The sequence below is a fragment of the Geobacillus jurassicus NBRC 107829 genome (assembly GCF_001544315.1).
GTDB lineage: Bacteria > Bacillota > Bacilli > Bacillales > Anoxybacillaceae > Geobacillus > Geobacillus jurassicus.
The window spans coordinates 18,540-37,579 of the sequence record NZ_BCQG01000037.1 but is presented as its reverse complement, the minus strand read 5'-3'; the positions used below and the strand labels follow the sequence as shown (position 1 = coordinate 37,579).

Annotated in this window: 22 protein-coding genes; 1 reads left to right on the top strand and 21 read right to left on the bottom strand. The window is 54.6% G+C overall.

Translation table 11 applies throughout. The features are described from left to right. Positions 1-61 precede the first annotated feature (61 nt). From GJ1_RS11715 to GJ1_RS11620, 20 genes are all read right to left on the bottom strand, one after another. Positions 62-1,540 carry a spore germination protein gene (locus tag GJ1_RS11715; protein ID WP_066232600.1) on the bottom strand — a complete coding sequence of 493 codons (1,479 nt, stop codon included), beginning with the start codon at positions 1,538-1,540 and terminating at the stop codon, positions 62-64. Next, positions 1,488-2,099, bottom strand: a complete 612-nt coding sequence (spoVAEA, locus tag GJ1_RS11710) for a stage V sporulation protein SpoVABEA (protein WP_066232606.1) — start codon at positions 2,097-2,099, stop codon at positions 1,488-1,490. Before spoVAEA ends, GJ1_RS11715 begins: the two co-directional genes overlap by 53 nt. Before the next feature lie 5 nt (positions 2,100-2,104). Next, positions 2,105-2,455, bottom strand: a complete 351-nt coding sequence (locus tag GJ1_RS11705) for a SpoVA/SpoVAEb family sporulation membrane protein (RefSeq protein WP_066232598.1) — start codon at positions 2,453-2,455, stop codon at positions 2,105-2,107. Between the two features lie 48 nt (positions 2,456-2,503). Beyond that, a complete protein-coding gene (gene spoVAD, locus GJ1_RS11700; protein ID WP_066232596.1) occupies positions 2,504-3,523 on the bottom strand; it encodes a stage V sporulation protein AD in 1,020 nt (339 codons plus the stop codon). Between the two features lie 18 nt (positions 3,524-3,541). Continuing rightward, the gene (locus tag GJ1_RS11695; protein WP_066232594.1) at positions 3,542-3,970 is read right to left on the bottom strand and encodes a SpoVA/SpoVAEb family sporulation membrane protein; all 429 of its coding nucleotides are present in this window, start codon (positions 3,968-3,970) and stop codon (positions 3,542-3,544) included. A gap of 17 nt (positions 3,971-3,987) precedes the next feature. After that, on the bottom strand, positions 3,988-4,419 hold the full coding sequence (locus tag GJ1_RS11690) for a stage V sporulation protein AB (protein WP_066232591.1): 432 nt from the start codon (positions 4,417-4,419) through the stop codon (positions 3,988-3,990). Beyond that, positions 4,406-5,029, bottom strand: coding sequence for a stage V sporulation protein AA (locus GJ1_RS11685; protein WP_066232603.1), 624 nt, complete (start codon positions 5,027-5,029; stop codon positions 4,406-4,408). Before GJ1_RS11685 ends, GJ1_RS11690 begins: the two co-directional genes overlap by 14 nt. Positions 5,030-5,392: 363 nt before the next feature. Beyond that, entirely contained in the window at positions 5,393-6,145 is a 753-nt protein-coding gene (gene sigF / locus GJ1_RS11680; RefSeq protein WP_011231790.1) for an RNA polymerase sporulation sigma factor SigF, read from the bottom strand. Positions 6,146-6,158: 13 nt separating this feature from the next. Next, complete coding sequence (spoIIAB, locus tag GJ1_RS11675; protein ID WP_011231791.1) at positions 6,159-6,599, bottom strand: anti-sigma F factor; 441 nt, start codon at positions 6,597-6,599, stop codon at positions 6,159-6,161. After that, on the bottom strand, positions 6,600-6,950 hold the full coding sequence (gene spoIIAA / locus GJ1_RS11670; protein WP_066232588.1) for an anti-sigma F factor antagonist: 351 nt from the start codon (positions 6,948-6,950) through the stop codon (positions 6,600-6,602). Between the two features lie 125 nt (positions 6,951-7,075). Further along, a complete protein-coding gene (locus GJ1_RS11665; RefSeq protein ID WP_066232585.1) occupies positions 7,076-8,251 on the bottom strand; it encodes a D-alanyl-D-alanine carboxypeptidase family protein in 1,176 nt (391 codons plus the stop codon). A 148-nt stretch (positions 8,252-8,399) separates the two neighbouring features. Then, positions 8,400-9,701, bottom strand: coding sequence for a pyrimidine-nucleoside phosphorylase (locus GJ1_RS11660; protein WP_066232583.1), 1,302 nt, complete (start codon positions 9,699-9,701; stop codon positions 8,400-8,402). 5 nt (positions 9,702-9,706) lie between these two features. Next, on the bottom strand, positions 9,707-10,543 hold the full coding sequence (locus GJ1_RS11655; protein WP_066232580.1) for a purine-nucleoside phosphorylase: 837 nt from the start codon (positions 10,541-10,543) through the stop codon (positions 9,707-9,709). A gap of 290 nt (positions 10,544-10,833) precedes the next feature. Then, entirely contained in the window at positions 10,834-12,021 is a 1,188-nt protein-coding gene (deoB, locus tag GJ1_RS11650) for a phosphopentomutase (RefSeq protein ID WP_174520117.1), read from the bottom strand. A gap of 130 nt (positions 12,022-12,151) precedes the next feature. Then, positions 12,152-13,048, bottom strand: coding sequence for a site-specific tyrosine recombinase XerD (xerD, locus tag GJ1_RS11645; RefSeq protein WP_011231797.1), 897 nt, complete (start codon positions 13,046-13,048; stop codon positions 12,152-12,154). A 6-nt stretch (positions 13,049-13,054) separates the two neighbouring features. Further along, on the bottom strand, positions 13,055-13,267 hold the full coding sequence (locus GJ1_RS11640) for a YqzK family protein (protein WP_011231798.1): 213 nt from the start codon (positions 13,265-13,267) through the stop codon (positions 13,055-13,057). 100 nt (positions 13,268-13,367) lie between these two features. Further along, complete coding sequence (gene fur / locus GJ1_RS11635; RefSeq protein ID WP_011231799.1) at positions 13,368-13,820, bottom strand: ferric iron uptake transcriptional regulator; 453 nt, start codon at positions 13,818-13,820, stop codon at positions 13,368-13,370. Between the two features lie 98 nt (positions 13,821-13,918). Then, a complete protein-coding gene (gene spoIIM / locus GJ1_RS11630) occupies positions 13,919-14,581 on the bottom strand; it encodes a stage II sporulation protein M (protein WP_066232575.1) in 663 nt (220 codons plus the stop codon). A gap of 237 nt (positions 14,582-14,818) precedes the next feature. Then, positions 14,819-16,009: a TIGR00375 family protein gene (locus GJ1_RS11625; protein ID WP_066232572.1), complete on the bottom strand. Its 1,191-nt coding sequence runs from the start codon at positions 16,007-16,009 to the stop codon at positions 14,819-14,821. Further along, complete coding sequence (locus GJ1_RS11620) at positions 15,999-16,562, bottom strand: NUDIX domain-containing protein (protein ID WP_066232570.1); 564 nt, start codon at positions 16,560-16,562, stop codon at positions 15,999-16,001. The genes GJ1_RS11625 and GJ1_RS11620 overlap by 11 nt, the downstream gene beginning before the upstream one ends. 118 nt (positions 16,563-16,680) lie before the next feature. On the opposite strand from GJ1_RS11620, the gene GJ1_RS11615 reads away from it, so the two are divergent. Next, entirely contained in the window at positions 16,681-17,601 is a 921-nt protein-coding gene (locus GJ1_RS11615; protein WP_066232568.1) for an aldo/keto reductase, read from the top strand. Between the two features lie 231 nt (positions 17,602-17,832). On the opposite strand, the gene GJ1_RS11610 is transcribed toward GJ1_RS11615, so the two are convergent. Then, positions 17,833-19,026: a CynX/NimT family MFS transporter gene (locus GJ1_RS11610; RefSeq protein ID WP_083509991.1), complete on the bottom strand. Its 1,194-nt coding sequence runs from the start codon at positions 19,024-19,026 to the stop codon at positions 17,833-17,835. Between the last annotated feature and the right edge of the window lie 14 nt (positions 19,027-19,040).

The following is a 19,040-nucleotide window of genomic DNA, read 5'->3' as shown; positions in this document are numbered from 1 at the left end:
CAAAACGAGAAAAGCGGCCGCTACTAGGTGAAAACGACCGCTTTCAAACGGATCGTTCGCGTCATGACGGCTGTTTCTGCCGATCTTGCGGGTGAACGATGCTCGGACGCACTCTCGCTCCGGCAACCGAACGGCGGACGACAATTTGCATGAACGCTGCCGGGTCAAACGGAATGAACGGCCATAAATACGGCGTATTGAGCGAGCGAATGCTGGCGAGCCAAAGCAAATAAACGGTCGTACCAATCACAAGCCCGGGAACTTTAAACAAAGCGACAAGAATGACCAATGCCAAGCGAGAAATCTTATTCGCCACGCTCAACTCATAGCTTGGCGTCGCAAACGAGCCGATCGCCGCCACTGAGACGTACAAGATGACTTCCGGCACAAACAGCCCGACATCGATGGCAATTTGTCCGATCAAAACGGCGGCAATCAACCCCATCGCCGTTGATAGCGGCGTCGGTGTATGAATGGCTGCCATTCGCAAAAACTCAATCCCAAAATCAGCGAGCAAAATTTGCACAATGATCGGGATGTTCGTTTGTTTGTTCGGCCCAATAAACGCCCATGATTCGGGCAGCAACGACGGTTCAAGGACGAACAGCACCCACAGCGGCAACAAAAACAACGACGTCAAAATGCCTAAAAACCGCACCCAGCGCACAAACGTCCCGACGCCCGGCGACTGCCGGTATTCCTCGGCATGCTGGACGTGGTGGAAAAACGTCGTCGGCGTGATGATGACACTCGGCGATGTGTCGACCATAATGAGCACGTGCCCTTCAAGCAAGTGCGTCGCCGCGACGTCCGGCCGCTCCGTATAGCGGACGAGCGGGTACGGGTTGTATCCTTGCTTCACTAAAAACTCTTCCACTGTTTTATCGCCCATCGTCAGCCCATCGACATTGATTTGTTTCAATTCATTTTTCACGAGTTCGACAAGACCCGGATCAGCGACGTCTTTAATATAGGCGATGCATACGTCCGTTTTCGAACGCTCGCCGACTTGCACAATTTCAAAGCGCAGCCGCTCGTCGCGGATGCGGCGGCGAGTGAGCGCGGTGTTGACAATAATGTTTTCAACATACCCGTCACGGGCGCCGCGCACGACTTTTTCCGTGTCCGGCTCCTGCGGCTGCCTGCCTGGATAGCTGCGGACATCGACGGCAAACCCGGTCGATTCGCCTTCGATCAAGACGATGATCAAGCCCGACAGCAGCTTGTCAACCGCTTCGTCAAGGCTCGTCACCGGACTGACTTGCTGATGAACGAGGCGGTTTTCAATGATGTGCCACGCTTGAGCCGCCTGTCGCTCGTCATCATTGACGCGCACGATTTGCTTCAGCAGTTCGATGATGTATTGCGTGTCGCATAAACCGTTGCAATAGTAAATATGTACTTCCCGGTTTAGGACATCAATTTTCCGTACGCCTAAATCAAAGCTTGTCCCGACGCCGATCCGCTGCTGCAAAAACTTCTCGTTGTCAACGAGTCTCTTCGCGATCGGCGCTTTCGGTCTTTTTTCTTTGTCCGGCATGGCCACCACTCCTTTCGAGAATCAACTCGACCGCCTTGCGCGTAATCGGCGCCCCGTATTTTGCATGGTCGCGGTATCCCATCTTGCCGATGTCGCCGATGCCGACAATGAGCGGAATGTTCAGCTGGTCAAGGCAATAGACGGTGTCGCCGTTAATCCGCCCGACCTCGAGATCACGGACGCCTTCTTTATCAACCCCATATTCGGTAATCACGCCGTCGCAGTCGATGCTCACATGCACTTTTGTCCATTCATGCTGGTGCGTATTGGAGGCGACCGCCAGCGCCCCGAGCACTTCGATTTGTTCATGCGTCGCCACATAGCGAAGCGCCTGCTCTCCGGCTCCTTCGCCGAGGGCGCCGCAATCATCAAACATGACCAACACTGGATCGTGCGGCGTTTGCAAAATGAGTTCGACCAACTGTTCGCCGCTCAGTTTCGTCGGATTGCCTTGCGAGCGGGAAATGCAGCGGCCGCCGATCTCGGCGGCGACCCGCTCGATCGCCCGGCGGGCGAACTCGTCCCCATCCGTTACTAAAATGACCCGTCGTTTTTCCATCATCTCTACCCTTTCGGTTTGCAAATGAGCGCCGCGGCAAACGAGCCAGCCACGATAAAAGCGAACAAGGCGCCGGCAAAACGGAACACCGCCGCTCCCGTTTCGATCAATCCCTCCGGCCTCGGTTCTGCCATGACCCCTTTCGCCAACCAATACCCAAATCCGCTCAGCGGCATCGTCGCCCCCGCTCCGGCCCAAGCGGCCAATCGATCATAGACGCCGCCAAAGCCAAGGAGGACGCCAAGGACGACAAGCGAACCGGCGACATCAGCCGGCGTCCATTTGCCGCGGTCGATGACGAGCTGGGCGATGGCGCACAGCACCCCGCCAGCCAAGAAAGCGCGGACATATTCCATATGGCATTCCCTCCTGACCGTTCTTGAATAAAAGGCAGCCTACGGCGGTCAACCCGGCTCCTGCCCGTCGGCTTCAATGACGACGCCGTGAGCGATCGCTGGGATCGACTGTTTTTGCTGCACCATCGTTTGGCTTAAAAGCGCCCCTGTGGCGACGACAAACAGGCGGCGAAACGTTCCGCGGGCGAGCTCTTGAAGCAAATACCCGTACGTGACGACCGCCGAGCAGGCGCAGCCGCTGCCGCCGGCCAACACCTTTTGATCTGGCCGGTAAATCATCAGCCCGCAATCGTTGTAAACATCAGTCACATCATAGCCGGATTCAGCAAGCAGCTCGCGGACGATGACGCTGCCGACGCGCGACAAGTCACCGGTGACGATTAAATCGTAATCGCCCGGCGATGCTCCTAAATCGCGGAAATGCTGCTCGATCGTATCGGCCGCCGCCGGTGCCATCGCCGCTCCCATGTCGAGCGGGTTTTTCAGCCCGGCGTCAACGACTTTGCCGATCGTCGCCGCCCGGACGCGCCAACGTCCAGGCGCGCGGCCCACGAGCGCGGCGCCGGCGCCCGTAACGGTGAACGTCGCTGTTTTCGGCTTTTGCACCCCAAGCTCAGTCGGGTAGCGAAACTGCCGTTCGGCCGTCGCGTTATGGCTGCTTGTCGCCGCAAGCGCCCGATCGGCCAATCCGCCAGCGATGAGCGCGGCGGCTGCCGCCAATGTTTGCATCGAGGTCGAACAGGCGCCGAACAAGCATAAAAACGGAATCGGCAGCTCGCGGGCGACATAGTTCGATGTCGCATTTTGGTTTAACAAATCACCGGCCAAAAACAGATCGACTTCTTCGGCAGAGACGCCCGCCTTTTGCAAGCAGCAGTCCACCGCCTCCCGCATCAGCCGCCGCTCGGCCAGCTCCCACGTCGCTTCGCCGCAATATAAGTCGCGATGGCAAATGTCAAAATAGCTCCCGAGCGGGCCGTCTGCTTCAAGCGGTCCGACCACGGCAGCGGCCGCTTGAATGTAAACGCCGTCATCGAACACCCATGTCTGCTTTCCGACACGCTTCATGGCCAATCCCTCTTTTCATCACGGCCAAACAAGGCCAAGCACATAGGCGGCAATCAAGCCATAAATGACCGATGCCCCGCCAGCTTTGAACATCTGCCCGGCCACCCCGGCCGTCCATCCTTCGCTTCGATGCTCGATGGCGGCGCTGGCAAGCGCATTGGCCAGCCCCATAATGAGCATCGTCGCCCCTGCGCCGGCAAATTGGCTGAAGTCGTCGTATTTTCCAACAGCTGTCACAAAGATCGCCAATCCGGCCATCACAATGGATGCCCACAGCTGGGCGGCGAGCGGTGAAGCGGCAAACACACCGCCATACCAATCAGAGAGCCATTGCGCCAGCGCACAAAGCGTTCCGCCGACAAGAAACGCTTTTACCGCATTGGCAGCGTATGAGGGAGAAGGCTGAAACGCCTTCACCTCGCGGAGATAATCGGACTTTAATCCCACGTTTCCTTCCCCCTTTGTCAGCGAAAGTGATCGACAAAATAAAGCCAATGAAACAATGAGCCCGCCACTTTGCCAAAGGCGATGGCCATAAGTAAAATGACGATTTTGTCATCAACGCCGATCCGCTTCGCCAAAATCGGCCAAACGTTCAACACCTCTGTTAAAGCGGCGGCGAGCATTCCGATGAACACGCCATGCAGCAGTCCGATCGGCACCAGCCAATATTTGGACAAATGCCAGACCGAATGGCGCAAACTCATCCAGCCGCCAACGATGGCGCCAGCCACAGCCCCCCATTCATAGGCATGAACGCGTTTCATCGTTTTCGTCAGCTGCGTCAGGCGCGGAATGACGCCAAGCACGACCAAAAAGGCGACAAATCCGGTTCCGACCGCCAGCCCTCCGGCGAAGCCGACGAACACTACCAGCAAAATTTCAAGCGTCGTCAAGGGGCCTCAAGCTTTCTTTGTTTTCATGCAAAATGACGTACTGATCAATCGATTGCTGGTAGTTGAACATTTCGACTTCAAGAGGGCTGGGCTCCTCGTTGATTCGTTTGCGGAACCAATGGTTGAAAAACAAAATCATCCCGATGCCAAGCCCAAGCGAATACGGAATTTGCAAAAGCAGCGGTTTGTCGACCGCTTGGCCGGTCATCATTTCGTACAGATGGCGATGCACTTGCTGCATGCTGACGTCCTCGTGAAAGTTCATAATCGCCATCGCCGAACCGACGAAGAGAAGAAGCCAAACGAGAACGAAGGAAGCGCTCGAAAACTTCCGTTTTTCATAGACGACTTCAATGATCGTCTGCGATGGGCCGATCATCTGTAAATCGAGCGACGAATCGACGTCAAGCACAGCCCGGATCATTTGCATCATATCGATGATGACGATATTTTTATCGCTCGGCTGGATGCGATAGAGTGGAATCGTCTTCAGCCGCCGAATGAGCCCGCCATCCGGCGCGGCGATTTGCGCCGCTTGCCCGAGCGTCACCACCGCCCCCGGCTTGACTTGCACGCGATGGCGCGGCTTGATAAATACGGTGTTGGCCATTTGCTTCACACCTTTGTCCCCATTTTGTTTTTCTTTAGTTTGGTTGGCCGAAACATGGATCATGCGGCCTGTCGGCATTCACCATCGATTTCATAAAAATAGAAAAGAATGGGCAAAAAAAAAAAAAAAACGACCGTTCTTTTTCAAGGGGAAACGATTGTTGTCGTTTTGCTCCGGAAAAAGCGGTGCAAAGATGCTCCTTCGCTGCTCTTGTCCGCCAAAAAAAAAAAGACGAACTCGACCCATTTTCGCTGCTAAAGTGCGGAAAATAGATCGACATCCGTCCGTGTTATCCCCGCCCACATGCGGACAAAATGGTCGATCCGTCCATTTTGTCGCCGCCCAAGTGCGGAAAAAAATGGACTATCCGTCCATTTTGTCCTTTATGTGCTGCAATATTTTCTTTTCCAGCCGGGATACTTGCACTTGAGAGATGCCGAGTCTCGATGCCACTTCGGACTGGGTTTGGTCTTTGTAATAGCGCAAATAGACGATCAGCCTCTCGCGCTCGTCGAGTTCTTCGATCGCTTTTTTTAAGGCGATTTTGTCAAACCATGACGCCTCGTCGGCGTCAGCGATTTGATCAAGCAGCGTAATCGGATCGCCGTCGTTTTCGTACACCGTTTCGTGAATCGATGTCGGCGAGCGGACCGCCTCTTGAGCCAGAACGACGTCTTCTGGCGAAATGCCTAAATGGTCGGCGATTTCCGTAACCGTCGGCGCCCGCCCGCGCGTTTTCGACAGCTCGTCTTTCGCCTTGCGGATTTTATTGCCCATCTCTTTCAGCGAACGGCTCACTTTAACGGTGCCGTCGTCGCGAAGAAACCGCTGAATCTCCCCAATGATCATCGGCACGGCGTACGTCGAAAACTTGACGTCATACGACAAGTCAAACTTATCGACCGACTTTAACAAACCGATGCAACCGATTTGAAACAAGTCATCCGCTTCATAGCCGCGGTTTAAAAAACGTTGAACGACCGACCAGACGAGGCGCATGTTTTTTTCAATAATTTCATCACGCGCTTCTTGGTCGCCTTCTTGGCTGCGGCGGATCAGCTCTTTCATCTCCTGATCTTTGATTGGCGACTGATCTTGCTTGACATCGACATCCATAGGCATGTCTCCCTCAGTTACATAACGCTTTGCTTTTCGCAATATGCTTTTTCAAATACACGGTCGTCCCTTTGTTCACTTCCGATTCGACGATGACTTCGTCCATGAAGTTTTCCATAATGGTAAAGCCCATCCCTGACCGCTCGAGCTCGGGCTTTGTCGTAAACAGCGGCTGGCGCGCTTCTTCGATGTCGGGGATGCCGACTCCTTCGTCTCTCACCGTCAAATGGACGACACCGTCTTCAATGATGACCGAAATGGAGACGATGCCGTTCGGGTCGTTGTTGTAGCCGTGGATGATCGCGTTTGTCACCGCCTCAGAGACGACCGTTTTAATTTCCGTCAGTTCGTCCATCGTCGGGTCAAGCTGGGCGACGAACGCCGCCACTGTCACACGGGCGAACGATTCATTTTCGCTGCGGGCGGAAAATTGGAGGTGCATTTCGTTGCGCATTTACGCCACCCCCAATGCTTGCAAGGCGAATTGTTCATCCGACTCAAAGCGGATGATTTTAAACAGCCCCGACATGTCAAACAGACGTTTGACGGCCGGCGATACGGCGCATACGACCATCTGCCCGCCGACGTTTTTGATTTGTTTATAGCGTCCGAGAATAACGCCGAGGCCGGAGCTGTCCATAAACGTCAATTGCCCTAAATTGAGCACGATGTGGCGGATCGTCCGGTTTTCGAGCACATCCGTCACTTGTTCGCGCAATTCCTCGGCTGTATGATGGTCAAGCTCCCCAGACAGGCGAACGATGAGCACATCTTGCTTCACTTCCAAGTCGATCGCGAGACTCACAGCGTGTTCCCCCTTGTCCATTTCAGGATATGGAGACATTTCGCTGCTGTCCGCCGGAAATCCTGCCGCCCGACAAAACTAGTGGCCGTTCGCCAAAGAGAGCGAAAAGACCGCAAAACTTGACATCATCCCGCCTGCACGAAGCGGCCGAACACCCGCTTAAACAAGTCCCAAAAGCTCGCTTCTTCGACCGTTTGCTTGGCGACGATCGGGCTATGCAAAATTTCTTTTCCATCCTGTTTTAAAATGAGGACGCCAAGCTCATCACCTTTGCGAACGGGGGCTTTCACATCGTCTTTCACTTTGATCACTTTCTCGATTTGTTCGACCGACTGCCCTTTTTTCGTCAGCACCGACACCGGCTCCGAGGTCACCGCTTCGACGGATGACCGTTTGCCTTTGCTTATGTTGACGCGAGCGACTGTCTCATTCCGTTTGTACACCGGGTGGGTTCGATATTGGGAAAACGCGTAATCGAGCATCTTCGTAATTTGGGCATTGCGCGATTTCGGCGTCGGCGCTCCGAACACAACAGCGATGACGCGCATGCCGTTCTTTTTCGCCGTGGCGGTCAAACAATATTTCGCTTCGGCTGTATATCCAGTTTTCAGCCCGTCAACGCCTGGATAAAATTTTACAAGCCGGTTCGTATTGACGAGCCAAAACTTTTTGTCCGTATTTTCGCGCAAATAGTCTTCGTATTTGCTCGTATATTTCGTAATATCTTCATATTTCAACAGTTCTCGCGCCATCATGGCCATATCATAAGCGCTGCTGTAGTGATTTTCCGCCGGCAGGCCGGTCGCATTGGCGAAATGGGTGTTTTTTAAGCCGAGCTGTTTCGCTTTTTCGTTCATCATCTCAACAAACGCTTCTTCCGACCCGGCGATCTGCTCAGCCATAGCGACTGATGCGTCGTTGGCCGAACCGATAGCAATGCCGCGCAGCAGCTCATCGACCGTCATTTCCTCGCCCGGCTCGAGAAAAATTTGCGAGCCGCCCATTGACGCGGCATATTCGCTCGCCCGCACTTTTTCATCGTAGGACAGCTTTCCTTCATCGATGGCTTCCATGATCAACAGCATCGTCATGATTTTCGTCATACTGGCCGGCGGCAGCGGCTCATGAGCATTTTTTTCATACAGCACGTTGCCGGTGTCGCGTTCGATCAAAATCGCCGATTTCGCCTCATCCGCCAGCTCCACCTTCTCCTCTTTCATCCCTTTCGCCTCAGCATAGGCAGAAAGGGGAAGAAAAAGAAGAAACGGCAAGAAAAGAAGACGAGTGACTGTCGTTTTCATCTCCCAAACCTCCATTCTTTATACATGTCATTTTTTCCAGGTGAGATATTTTTATACAAAAAACATAAAAAAACGCCTGAAACATGCGTTTCAGGCGTTTTCTTCTTGAACAACTGCTTCTTTCCTTGCGGATCGCCGGCGTCCTTCTCTATACGATGGTCTCATAAATGAGCGGCGGTCGAGCAACCGGCTGCGGCGACAGCTGAATAGCCGCCTCGATCTTTTCTTTCACATCAAGCACATCCGGCCGGTTGCTGTGAATCGTGGCGAGCGCTTCCCCTTTCCGCACGCGGTCGCCGATTTTTTTATGGAGCACAATGCCGACCGCCAAATCGATCGTGTCTTCTTTTTTCGCGCGGCCGGCGCCGAGCCACATGGCGGCTGTGCCGATGTCATCGGCGGCCATCTCGGCGACATAGCCGTCGGCAGCCGCCGTGACGGTCGACGTATATGCTGCCTTTGGCAATTTGTCCAGATCGTCGACGACTGATGCATCTCCCCCTTGCGCGGCCAAAAACGTTTTGAACGTCGCGATGGCAACCCCGCTGCGAATCGCCTCTTCAAGCAAGCGACGCGCCTCATCAAGCGATGCCGCCTTCTCCGCCAAATAGACCATATGGCTGCCGATTGTCAAACATAGCTCAGTTAAATCGCGCGGACCGTTCCCTTTTAGCGCGGCGATGGCCTCTTTCACTTCCAAGGCGTTGCCGACTGCATAGCCGAGCGGCTGGCTCATGTCAGAAATGACCGCCATCGTCCGGCGGCCGACGCGCTTGCCAATGTCGACCATCGCCTGAGCGAGCCGGCGCGCCTCGTCAAGTTCCTTCATAAACGCTCCGGCGCCCGTTTTCACATCCAAGACGATGGCATCAGCCCCGGCGGCGATTTTTTTGCTCATGATCGACGAGGCGATGAGCGGAATGCTGTTGACGGTCGCCGTCACATCGCGAAGTGCATACAGTTTTTTGTCTGCCGGCGTCAAGTCGCCGGTTTGTCCGATAATGGCAATGCGATTTTCGTTCACTAATCGGATGAACTCGTCTTTGCTGATCTCGACATGAAATCCCGGCACGGACTCCAGTTTGTCGATCGTGCCGCCCGTATGGCCGAGGCCGCGCCCAGACATTTTCGCCACCGGCACGCCGACGGAAGCGACAAGCGGCCCTAAAACGAGCGTCGTCGTATCGCCGACCCCGCCAGTCGAATGTTTATCGACTTTCACGCCGCGAATGCTCGACAAATCGAGCACTTCGCCGGAGTGCACCATCGCCATCGTCAGCGCTGCCGTTTCTTCCTCCGTCATGCCGCGGAAATAGATCGCCATCGCAAGCGCGCTCATTTGGTAATCGGGAATGTCCCCGTTTGTATACCCGCGGATGATCCACTCAATTTCTTCCTTCGTCAGCGCCTTGCCGTCGCGCTTTTTCGCAATCAAATCGACCATTCGCATCGCGATCACCTTTTTCGTTTTGATTTCGCCATTTCGGCGACAATCGCTTTCACGAACCGCAAAAAGTCCGTCTTCACCCGCTCGGCCGTTTCAACCACTTCGTCGTGGTGAAGCGGAGCATCCGACATCCCCGCCGCCATATTCGAAATGCATGAAATGCCAAGCACTTCGATGCCGGCATGGCGGGCGACGATTACTTCCGGGACGGTCGACATGCCGACGGCATCGCCGCCGAGCGTACGGATCATGCGGATTTCCGCCGGCGTTTCGTACGACGGCCCCGTACTGGCGGCATATACTCCTTCATGCACACGCATGCCGAGTCTCGCCGCCGTTTCCTTGGCAAGCTCGCGCAACCGCAGGCTGTACGCTTCCGTCATGTCCGGAAAGCGCGGTCCGAGTTCCGGATCGTTCGGCCCGATGAGCGGATTTGTGCCCAGCAAGTTGATATGATCGGAAATGATCATAAAATCGCCCGGACGGAACTGTTCATTGACGCCGCCAGCAGCGTTCGTCACGATCAATTCGCGGACGCCAAGCGCCTTCATCACCCGCACGGGAAACGTCACTTGCTGAAGCGAATACCCTTCATAATAATGAAACCGCCCTTGCATGGCGACAACGGCCGCCCCCTCAAGCCGCCCATATACGAGCTGGCCAGCGTGTCCTTCAACGGTCGATACTGGAAATCCGGGAATATGTTCATACGGAATGCGAGCCGCCTCTTCGATTTCATCGGCGAGCACGCCGAGCCCCGAGCCGAGAATGAGGCCGATTTCAGGCGGCGTCGGCATGAATGGGCGCAAATAACCGGCGGCTTTTTCAATCGCTTGTCGATCCATTCTTTTCCCCCCATCGCAGTTTTTGTTTGATTTTGAAAGATTTTTGATCGGGCTGGTGATTGGCATATAATGCAACTGGAAGATTTAACATATCCTGCCGCCCATTTTTCCGACTGTCGGAGGCAGGCCACAAGCTTGCCTTCGCCATGCAGCGCGGCGGAAGACCGAACAACCAACCGCTTCACAGGCAGATACATGGGTCTGGAAGCAATGTGGTTCGGTCACCCGACAATCGATCAAATGATCGATGCGATTCAACGGCCAAAACAAACTTTCACCAGCCTCCCAAGTTAGGCCAAATCGGCCAAAAAGCTTGTTCCGTGCGGCGGCCGGTTGACTTCAAAGTTATCGGCAATCGTGGCGCCGACATCGGCAAACGTCTCGCGGACCGGGAGCGGCTTGCCGCCGTGAAAGCGCGGGCTGTACACCAAAAGCGGAACATATTCGCGCGTATGGTCGGTTCCGTGATGCACCGGATCGTTGCCATGGTCAGCGGTGATGATGAGCAAGTCATCCTCTTTCAGCCGCGGCAGCACATCGGCAAGCCGGGCGTCAAATTCCTCGAGCGCATCGCCGTATCCTTGCGGGTCGCGGCGATGGCCGTATTTGGCGTCAAAATCGACGAGGTTGACGAAGCTCAATCCAGTAAAGTCCATGCCGAGCGTGTCGACGAGCTTATCCATTCCGTCCATATTGGATGTCGTTCGCAACGACTGGGTAACTCCTTCATTGTCGTAAATATCGGCGATCTTCCCGATGGCAATCACTTCATAACCGGCGTCTTTCAATTCATTCATCACCGTGCGGCCGAACGGTTTCAACGCATAGTCGTGGCGATTCGCCGTCCGCTCAAAATGGCCGGGCGTGCCGATGAACGGTCGGGCAATGACGCGCCCGACCATATACGGCTCGTCGCGCGTCAATTCACGAGCGATTTCGCAAATGCGGTACAATTCATCAAGCGGCACAACTTGTTCATGGGCGGCGATTTGCAAGACGGAGTCGGCTGATGTATAGACGATGATCGCCCCTGTTTTCATATGCTCTTCGCCAAGCTCTTCGATGATCGCTGTTCCGCTCGCCGGTTTGTTGCCGATCACGTTCCGCCCGGTGCGCCGCTCGAGCTCAGCGATCAATTCATCTGGGAACCCGTTCGGAAAGACGCGGAACGGCTTGTCGATGCGAAGGCCCATCAGCTCCCAATGGCCTGTCATCGTATCTTTTCCAGCCGATGCTTCCTTCATTTTTGTATAGTACGCGAGCGGTCGCTCGACTTTCGGCACCCCTTTGATTTCGCGAATATGGCTTAAGCCGAGCTTCGCCATGTTCGGCATATAGAGGCCGCCGCGATACTCAGCGATATGGCCGAGCGTATCCGCTCCTTTGTCGTTGTATTTCTCGGCATCCGGCGCCTCGCCGATGCCGACTGAATCCATCACAATCAAAAAAACGCGCCGGTACGTCGCTTTCATGCTCATTCCCCCTGCCTGCAATGAAAATGGAGTCTCTTTCTATCATTCCCTTATGTTCGCGAAAACACGCCTATGGCCAATTGGTCAGAAGTCTGACAACTAAAACGACAGGCAAGCGCCTAGCATACGGCAGCTGCTAGGCGCGCGGGTGGTACTGTTTGTACACGTCTTTTAGGCGCGTTTTCGTAACATGCGTATACATTTGCGTCGTCGAAATGTCGGCATGCCCAAGCAACTCTTGCACAGCGCGCAAATCGGCTCCGTTCTCAAGCAGATGCGTCGCAAACGAATGCCGAAGCGTATGCGGCGTCAATTCTTTTTCGATGCCGGCTTCTTTCGCGAGCCGCTTTAAAATTTTCCAAAACCCTTGCCGTGTCAACCGCTGGCCATAATGGTTCAAAAACAGCGCCTCCGTTGCCCGTCGTCGCGGATTGACAAGCTGCGGGCGCCCTCGCTCCAAATAGTGGGCAAGCGCTTCAATCGCCATGCGCCCGATCGGCACGATCCGCTCTTTCCGCCCTTTTCCATAGCAGCGGACAAACCCCATCGTCAAATGCACGTCGCTTAAGTTGAGCTGCACAAGCTCACTGACGCGCATGCCGGTCGCATACAACAGCTCCAGCATCGCCTTGTCGCGCAGCCCAAACGGTGTGCTCACTTGCGGCGCTGCAAGCAGCGCCTCGACTTCCTCGACCGACAGCACTTTCGGCAGCGTCCGTTCAAACTGCGGCGTTTCGATATGGACGGTCGGGTCTTGCGCCGCGATTTTCTCCCTTAGCAAAAACTGATGAAACGAACGGATCGACGCCAAATGGCGGGCGATCGTCCGCGCCGATTGCCCTTGTTCGCTTAAAAACTTTAAAAAATGGAGAATATGGAGGCGCTCCACCTCGCCCCACGCCTGAAGCTGCTCGACTTGGCGCAAATAGCGGACGTATTTTTTCAAATCGCGTTCATATGAAACGATCGTATTGTGCGCCAAATTCCGCTCCACCGTCAAATAATGCAGAAAATCTTTCAACTCGTATTCCAACGCTCTCTACTCCCCATCGCGATAAAAAAATAACAGTCGGTCGAGCCAACTTGGCGGCGCACTCTCCGCCGCCGATACTTTGACCGCCGATCCCTTCGGCTCATCGTATCGGTGGTAATACTCGTACTCGCGGTTAAACCATACAAGACTATAATAAAATAAAATGGTGCATCCCGTAAATAAAAGAAACACTTTCACCATTTGCCAAACGGTTTTCATGGCATCCTCCCTATCAGCTGCTTGTCAGCTTGCTAGTATGAGGATATGCCATTTGTTTCGTTGTTTATACGCAAAAAACCTTTCCCGTTGGAAAAGGTTTTTATTTTTCTTCATGCTTTTGCTGGCAACGGTGACAAATGCCGTGGAACGTCAAACGATGGTCTTTAATTTTAAATTTCCACTTCTCCTCAACAATCGCTTCGACATCCTCAAGCAAATCTTCTTGAATTTCCGCCACCGACCCGCATTCTAAGCAGATGAGGTGGTGATGAAAATGGGCCGCTCCTTCCTTGCGGAGGTCATAGCGCGACACCCCGTCCCCGAAATTGATTTTATCGACAATTTTCAGCTCGGTTAACAGCTCGAGCGTCCGATAAACGGTCGCCAACCCGATTTCTGGGGATTTTTCTTTCACGAGGAGGTAGACGTCTTCCGCGCTTAAATGGTCCTCTTCATGTTCAAGCAGGACTCTTACCGTCGCTTCCCGCTGCGGCGTCAGCTTGTAACCAGCCGAATGAAGCTGCTTCTTAATTCGTTCCACACGATCTTCCATGTTTTCATTCCTCCCTCGCCATTCACCCACCATTATAACAAATGCACGAGGGAAGTATCAAAGTAAAATCAATTATTATAAAGTAATGATAATGATTATTATATAATATTTAATTTTATATTCATTGTCCATTCAACCGCCTGTTTCATCAATGCTGGCGAAAGATACGCCTCGATCGCTGAGGAGAGAAGCAATCCGAGCGCAGCGGCCGCCATCGCTGCCGCATAGCGCATCACCATCGGAAACATCGATCCATGCGGCCGCTTCATAAACTGGTTGCGCACCATGTACAAGGAAAACGAAATGGAAATAACACCCATAACGATCATTAGCGGAATGGACACCAAGTTTTGCGGCATGACAGACACAAACGACAAAAGAAACCCGCGCCAACCCATTTGGTTGACTAAAAAGCCAACCGTAAAGCCGACGACGACGCCTTTGAAAAACAACAAAACAAGAATGATCGGCAAGCCAATGACAGAAATGCCGAGCACCCACATCAATGCGGTATATTTGATGTTGTGCATATAGCTTTGCCGGAACATATCATGGGCGCTTGCGATATTGTCTTTTGACACTTGTCCAAAAAATTGCGTCAAGTAATAGTACAAGTCTTGCTTTTGGCTGAAACTAAGGCTGTTGACGATCATGGCGCCGAAAACGACGCCCATGAGAAACAAGACAATGACAAAAACGTACAGTGAAGCATGTTCACGCCAATGGACAGCGACAGCTGATTTCAGCGGATGGGTTCTCATTCTGCTTCGTCCTCCTACTTTGTCTCTTAGTAGATTGTATGTCCATCCGCTTTCGATATGACTGTTTTTCGAAAAACAACAGGCTTGCCCACAGGCAAGCCCACTTGAAGCAGCGTCCCATCCATATGAAGTAAACTCCATGGACGGCACGCCGACTCGATTCACTCACACACGATCAGGCCGAACGAAGCAACGCGCCCAGCACGGTGATGAACGGCAGGAACGTTGTCTGAGCGATTACCTCTCCCACACTTTTCCGTACTTCCCGCCGCCGCCCGCTTTGATATCGAGTGCTCCGGTGCGGGCGAGAACGATGATCCGGGCGAGTTTTTCTCCGACCGTCTCGGCAAGCTCGTCTTCCGCCGCCTCATGAAGCACTCGCATTTCCGTGCCGAAGCGGCCGAGCAGCTTTTCATACGCTTTTGGACCAAGGCCAGGGATGAACTCAAGCGGCACTTGGTAAATGTACGGCGGCCGTTTCGGCCCATCTTCCGCCGTTTTCAGTTCCTGCAACCGGTCGAACACCCCTTTAACGAAGCGGTGATGGCCGCAAGCCGGGCAGCGTTCGGCATCCCGCTCCGCCGGAGCCAAGCAGCGTTCGCACACCGTCTGATGGTATTTTCCAAGCCTTGGATTTAAACCGTAATTTGCCACGATCGCGCGCCCGTCTTCACCGCGCAGCGCTTTTTTGAACTCGGCAAACGTCGGAGCGGCGAGCTGCACTTGTTCATATTCGCGGGCGATTTTTCGCAGCGAATGGGCATCCGAGTTCGTCAAATACGGATACCGGTGCAGCTCGGCGATTTGGTCAGCCATCGCAGTGTCCGCACTTAACCCAAGTTCAACGGCATCAATCAAATCCGGATCGAACACTTCCGTCAAGCTGCGCTTAACCCCTTTTCCGTACAAACTTTTAAACGGGGTGAACGCATGCGCGGGAATGAACCAGCCGCCCTGCTCTTTCGCGGCAGCTTGCAACTCACGGCCGGACACGTAAATGCGCTGTGAACTGAGCGACACGTTCTTTACCCGTTTGCCAAGCCAGCCGGAAAACGTGCGCATCGTCTGCACAGTCGGCAAAAAAACGAGCACGTGGATCGGCCCATGGCAATGGTCGTCATACACTTCGACCTCGCTGCCTAAAAGCAGCGTCACCTTTCCGGTGCTGACACCGCCCCCCTCATGTTCGCGCCAACCGTGCTTCTCCATTGCCCGCTCGAGCTCGTCCAGCACTTCCGGCACATGGCTGTCAATGACACCGACGAGGTCGATCCCTTTCACCTCAGCCGCCTCATGCAAGATGTTGGTCAGCGTCAACGTCCGCGCCCCAGTAATTTTCACCGGGCGGCCCGAGGCGGTGCGGCCGATGTGAATATGTAAATCAGCGTAATAACGGCCGAGGCCGCCCTCGTTTTTTTTATTCGGCATTTTGCTCCCCTAGCGCGCGGCGCAGCTGCAAATATTGCAAGGCATACGCCGTTTTTGCATCATAAATTTCGCGTCGCTCAAGCATACGAAGCGCCTCCTCCAACGTCACTTCCAATAATTCGACGAATTCGTCCTCATCCAAACCGGCGCCATCCTCCACTTTTTCCAGCCCTTCGGCAACGTACAAATGAATGAGCTCATCGGCAAATCCGGGCGATGTGTAAAAGGAAATGAGATGGCGCATCGATTGGGCGCGGTAGCCGGTTTCTTCTTCGAGCTCGCGGTGTGCGGAAGCGTGCGGCTCTTCCCCATGTTCTAGCTTGCCCGCTGGAATTTCGACTAATGCGCGCTCAAGCGCCTTTCGATATTGGCGGACGAGGACAATCTTTCCATCGGGCAAGAGCGGCAGCACCGCCACCGCCCCTGGATGCTTGATCACCTCGCGCCGGCTCGTTTTCCCATTTGGCAACTCGACTTCCTCGATATACAAGTCAATGATGCGGCCGCTGAACAATTTCTCTTTGCGGACGGTTTTTTCATACAACTCCTCCATTCTTCTTCTCCCCTATCGATTGATGGACTCTTTTCCATTGTACTACATGTTTGGCCATTTTTTCGCTTCCGTTGTACAATGAACATATCATCATCGATCGCTAAAGGGGGCGCAAAAGATGAACAAACGCCGCATCGGCACATCAGACTTATACGTCAGCGAAATTGGACTCGGCTGCATGTCGCTCGGCACTGATGAAAACCATGCCATCTATCTCATCCATGAAGCATTGGAGCGCGGCATCAACTACTTGGATACAGCCGATTTATACGACCGCGGCTTAAACGAGGAATTTGTCGGCAAAGCGGTGAAAGGAAAACGCGACCAAGTCATCATCGCGACAAAAGTCGGCAACCGTTGGCGCCGAGACGGAAGCGGCTGGGACTGGGATCCGTCAAAAGCCTATATCAAACAAGCGGTCAAAGACAGCCTGCGCCGCCTGCAAACGGACTACATTGACTTATACCAGCTCCACGGCGGCACGATCGACGACCCGATCGATGAGACGATTGAAGCGTTCGAAGAGCTGAAGCAAGAAGGCGTCATCCGTTGGTACGGCATCTCCTCGATCCGCCCAAACGTCATTCGCGAATACGTCAAGCGCTCGAACATCGTCAGCGTCATGATGCAATACAGCTTGCTCGATCGCCGGCCGGAAGAATGGTTTCCACTGCTTCGAGAACACAACATCAGCGTCATCGCCCGCGGTCCGGTCGCGAAGGGGCTGCTCACCAGCCGTCCGCTTGAGGCGGCGAGCGCAGCGGTGAGAGAACACGGCTATCTCGATTACTCGTACGAGGAACTGCAGGCGCTCATTCCAAAGCTGAAAGAAAAAAGCGGCAACCGCCGTTCATTGACCGCCACCGCCCTGCAATTTTGCCTCCATGACCCGGTTGTTGCCGCTGTCATCCCGGGCGCAAGCCGGCTTCGGCAGCTCGAAGAAAACATCGCGGCCGCTTCCGCCCCGCCGCTTAGCCGCGACGAATACGAATGGCTGAAACAAGCGACAAAGCGCTCGGTGTATGAGGCGCACCGATAATCGCAGGAAGCGCCATCGTGCTTCATTCCGACGCCTATTGCCGGCGAAGCCAGCAACAACCGCAGGCCGCCGCAGCCTCTATTTCCCTGCCTATGTGCGTCACTGAACTTGCCGGCGGCCATAGCGCTGACAAGAGACAAAACGAAAAAACAAACCAAAAGAGCCCAACGGCTGCCAATGTCCGTTACGGGCTCTTTTTTCCAAATGGACCGGTCGCTCCACAAAAGCCGATCAATCCTCTTCCACATACTTATTCCTCGCCGCCCCTAAACCGAACGCCATCATGGCCGCACAGACGACCAACAACATGCCAAGCGGGGCGGTAAACCGTCCGGCCGCATCATACAATGCGCCAAACAGCGGCGGGCCGGCAGCGGCAAGCAAGTAGCCGACCGACTGCGCCATCGCGGAAAGCTGCGCGGCTTCTAGCGGGCGGCGCGTCCGCAGCGTAAACAGCATCATTGCCAAGGAAAACGCCATGCCAGCGCCGATGCCGGCAAGAAGCGCGCCAAGCCAAAGCAGCCATCCTTGGCCAATGAAAAAGATGAGCGTTCCAAAAGCCATGAGCAATACCGCCGAGCCGATGAGCCCTTTTTGATCATCCATCCGCTCCGCCAACATCGGGGATACGAACATCATCGGCAGCTGGGCGAACTGGAAGAAAAAGAGCAGCCATCCGGCCGCATCGGCCGCCATTCCTTTGCTTTGCCCAAGCTCCGGCAGCCAAGTGACGATGCAGTAAAAGAAAAATGATTGCAGACCCATAAACAGTGTCACTTGCCAAGCAAGCGCCGACCGCCAAAGCGTTGAGCGGCCGCTTCCTGCCGGCGCGCCGCCCGCTTCCCGGCGGCGCGCTTGCGGCAGCCAAACGACAAGCGCCAAAGCCGCAAACAATGCCCAAAAGCGAAACGCCCCTTGCCAACCGAGCCCCCAACCATCGGCAAGCGGGACGGCCATCCCGGAAGCGAACGCCGCGCTCATGTTCATCGTCACCGTATAGACGCCCATCATCAAGCCGACCCGCTCGGGAAACGACTCTTTGACAAGCGCCGGCATCAGGACGTTGTCCACCGCAATGGCCGCGCCGATCAACGCCGTGCCGGCAAACAGCCAGACGACGCCAGAGAGCGGGCGAAGAAGCTCGCCAACGAGCAAAACGATAAGCGAAAAAAAGAGCGTCCGCTTCATCCCAAACCGCCGGGCGAGGGCCGCTGCCGCCGGAGCCAAGAAGGCAAACGCCAAAAGCGGAATCGTCGTCAATGCCCCGGCGGCGGCGTAGGAAAGGTCAAGCGCCCGTTGCAAATCGGAAACGAGCGGGCCGACCGTCGTAAGCGGCGCGCGCAAGTTGACGGCCAAGGTGATGACCGCCCCGGCCATCCATAATGGAACAGAAGAAGCGCACTCCGCTGCCGCATTCGGTTTCATCATCCATCCCCCTC

What these genes read in the sequence shown, in the direction of transcription:
- spoVAEA (WP_066232606.1), bottom strand. Translation starts at nt 2,099, where the DNA reads ATGGAAAAACGACGGGTCATTTTAGTAACGGATGGGGACGAGTTCGCC.
- GJ1_RS11705 (WP_066232598.1), bottom strand. Translation starts at nt 2,455, where the DNA reads ATGGAATATGTCCGCGCTTTCTTGGCTGGCGGGGTGCTGTGCGCCATC.
- deoB (WP_174520117.1), bottom strand. Translation starts at nt 12,021, where the DNA reads ATGAGCATGAAAGCGACGTACCGGCGCGTTTTTTTGATTGTGATGGAT.
- GJ1_RS11640 (WP_011231798.1), bottom strand. Translation starts at nt 13,267, where the DNA reads ATGAAAACCGTTTGGCAAATGGTGAAAGTGTTTCTTTTATTTACGGGA.
- spoIIM (WP_066232575.1), bottom strand. Translation starts at nt 14,581, where the DNA reads ATGAGAACCCATCCGCTGAAATCAGCTGTCGCTGTCCATTGGCGTGAA.
- GJ1_RS11655 (WP_066232580.1), bottom strand. Translation starts at nt 10,543, where the DNA reads ATGGATCGACAAGCGATTGAAAAAGCCGCCGGTTATTTGCGCCCATTC.
- GJ1_RS11685 (WP_066232603.1), bottom strand. Translation starts at nt 5,029, where the DNA reads ATGGCCAACACCGTATTTATCAAGCCGCGCCATCGCGTGCAAGTCAAG.
- GJ1_RS11615 (WP_066232568.1), top strand. Translation starts at nt 16,681, where the DNA reads ATGAACAAACGCCGCATCGGCACATCAGACTTATACGTCAGCGAAATT.
- GJ1_RS11660 (WP_066232583.1), bottom strand. Translation starts at nt 9,701, where the DNA reads ATGCGAATGGTCGATTTGATTGCGAAAAAGCGCGACGGCAAGGCGCTG.
- GJ1_RS11610 (WP_083509991.1), bottom strand. Translation starts at nt 19,026, where the DNA reads ATGAAACCGAATGCGGCAGCGGAGTGCGCTTCTTCTGTTCCATTATGG.
- GJ1_RS11625 (WP_066232572.1), bottom strand. Translation starts at nt 16,009, where the DNA reads ATGCCGAATAAAAAAAACGAGGGCGGCCTCGGCCGTTATTACGCTGAT.
- GJ1_RS11620 (WP_066232570.1), bottom strand. Translation starts at nt 16,562, where the DNA reads ATGGAGGAGTTGTATGAAAAAACCGTCCGCAAAGAGAAATTGTTCAGC.
- GJ1_RS11665 (WP_066232585.1), bottom strand. Translation starts at nt 8,251, where the DNA reads ATGAAAACGACAGTCACTCGTCTTCTTTTCTTGCCGTTTCTTCTTTTT.
- spoIIAB (WP_011231791.1), bottom strand. Translation starts at nt 6,599, where the DNA reads ATGCGCAACGAAATGCACCTCCAATTTTCCGCCCGCAGCGAAAATGAA.
- fur (WP_011231799.1), bottom strand. Translation starts at nt 13,820, where the DNA reads ATGGAAGATCGTGTGGAACGAATTAAGAAGCAGCTTCATTCGGCTGGT.
- sigF (WP_011231790.1), bottom strand. Translation starts at nt 6,145, where the DNA reads ATGGATGTCGATGTCAAGCAAGATCAGTCGCCAATCAAAGATCAGGAG.
- GJ1_RS11715 (WP_066232600.1), bottom strand. Translation starts at nt 1,540, where the DNA reads ATGCCGGACAAAGAAAAAAGACCGAAAGCGCCGATCGCGAAGAGACTC.
- spoVAD (WP_066232596.1), bottom strand. Translation starts at nt 3,523, where the DNA reads ATGAAGCGTGTCGGAAAGCAGACATGGGTGTTCGATGACGGCGTTTAC.